The 2,015-nt window shown below is 73.9% G+C and carries 1 protein-coding gene; it reads left to right on the forward strand.

From position 1 onward, the window contains the following. Window positions 1-2,015 (forward strand): beta-ketoacyl synthase N-terminal-like domain-containing protein (locus tag ACH4TG_RS40905; RefSeq protein ID WP_398248401.1); only part of this gene is annotated, 2,015 nt, incomplete at both ends.

Here is a 2,015-nt window from a genome sequence, read left to right on the forward strand (position 1 = left end):
ACCAAACTCACCCACGAACAACACACCCGACTCACCCGCAACGGCACCACCCCCCTCACCACCCCCCACGCCCTCACCCTCCTCGACACCGCACTGTCGATGCCCGACCGACCGCTGCTCGTCCCCGTCCGGCTGGAGCCGCGCGGCTTCCGCGCGGAGGCGGCGGCCGGGACCCTCACGCCGATGCTGCGCGGCATCGTCAGGACGCCGGTTCGGCGTCCGGCCGAACGCGTACCGCTCGGGCGGCGGTTGGCCGGGCTGGACCCGGCCGAGCAGGAGCGGGTGCTGCTCGGTCTCGTGCGGGAGCAGACCGCGGCCGTCCTGGGGCACGGGTCCGCGGACGCCGTCGACCCCGAACGCGCTTTCCAGGAGCTCGGGTTCGACTCGCTCACCGCGGTCGAGCTGCGCAACCAGCTCGCGCGGGTGACCGGACTGCACGTCCCCGCCACCGTGGTCTTCGACTACCCCTCGGCCCGCAGCCTGGCCGGCTTCCTGCGCGAGGGACTCGTCGGCGCGGACGGCGAGGGGACGGACGACGTCACCGCCGCGGGCGCGGCAAAGGCCGCGCGGACGCCGCAGGCGAGCGACGAGCCCATCGCCATCGTGTCCATGGCCTGCCGCTACCCGGGCGGCGTGACGTCGCCCGACGAGTTGTGGGACCTGGTGGCCGAAGGCCGGGACGGTGTCGGGCCGTTCCCGGTGTCCCGCGGCTGGGACGTCGAGGCGCTCTACGACCCCGACCCCGACGCCATCGGCAGAAGCTACGCCCGCGAGGGCGGGTTCCTGCACGAGGCGGACCGCTTCGACCCGGACTTCTTCGGCATCAGCCCGCGCGAGGCAGCGGCCACCGACCCGCAGCAGCGGCTGCTGCTGGAGACCGCTTGGGAGACCGTCGAGCAGGCCGGGATCCTTCCGGGCAGCCTGCGTGGCAGCCGCACCGGCGTGTTCGTCGGCGTGATGTACGGCGACTACGCGGGCCGTCTGATGCAGCGCACCCCCGACGGCTTCGAGGGCTTCCTCGGGACCGGCAACTCGTACAGCGTCGCCTCCGGCCGGATCTCGTACACGCTGGGCCTGGAGGGCCCGGCGGTCACCGTGGACACGGCGTGCTCGTCGTCGCTCGTGGCCCTGCACCAGGCCGCGCAGGCACTGCGCTCGGGCGAGTGCACGCTCGCCCTGGCCGGCGGCGTGACCGTGATGGCCTCGCCGACCACGTTCATCGAGTTCAGCCGCCAGCGCGGACTCGCCGCCGACGGCCGCTGCAAGTCCTTCGCGGCGAGCGCGGACGGCACCGGCTGGGGCGAGGGCGTCGGCCTGCTGCTGCTCGAACGCCTCTCGGACGCACGCCGCAACGGCCACCAGGTGCTCGCCGTCATCCGCGGCAGCGCCCTGAACCAGGACGGCGCGAGCAACGGCCTCACCGCGCCCAACGGCCCCTCCCAGCAACGCGTGATCCGCCAGGCCCTCGCCAACGCCCGCCTCCAGCCGGGCGAAGTGGACGCCGTCGAGGCCCACGGCACCGGGACCAAACTCGGCGACCCCATCGAGGCCCAGGCCCTCCTCGCCACCTACGGCCAGGACCGGCCCGCCGAACGGCCATTGTGGCTCGGCTCCATCAAGTCCAACATCGGCCACACGCAGGCCGCCGCCGGCGTCGCGGGCGTGATCAAGATGGTGCAGGCGATGCACCACGGCGTGCTGCCCCGCACCCTGCACGTGGACGCCCCGAGCCCGCACGTCGACTGGGAGTCCGGAGCGGTCTCCCTGCTCACCGAGCCCGTGCCCTGGCCCGAGACGGGACGACCGCGCCGCGCGGCCGTCTCCTCATTCGGCATCAGCGGCACCAACGCGCATGTGGTGCTGGAGGCCGCGCCGGAAGCGGAGAGCGAGGCGGAGGAAGCGGTCGCTGCTGCCGCCCCCGACGGTGGCGGGTTGGTGCCGTGGGTGCTGAGCGCGAAGAACGAAACGGCCCTGCGCGCCCAGGCGTTGCGCCTGCACGCGCACCTGAAGGCCCA

The organism is Streptomyces sp. NPDC020917 (assembly GCF_044333795.1).
GTDB lineage: Bacteria > Actinomycetota > Actinomycetes > Streptomycetales > Streptomycetaceae > Actinacidiphila.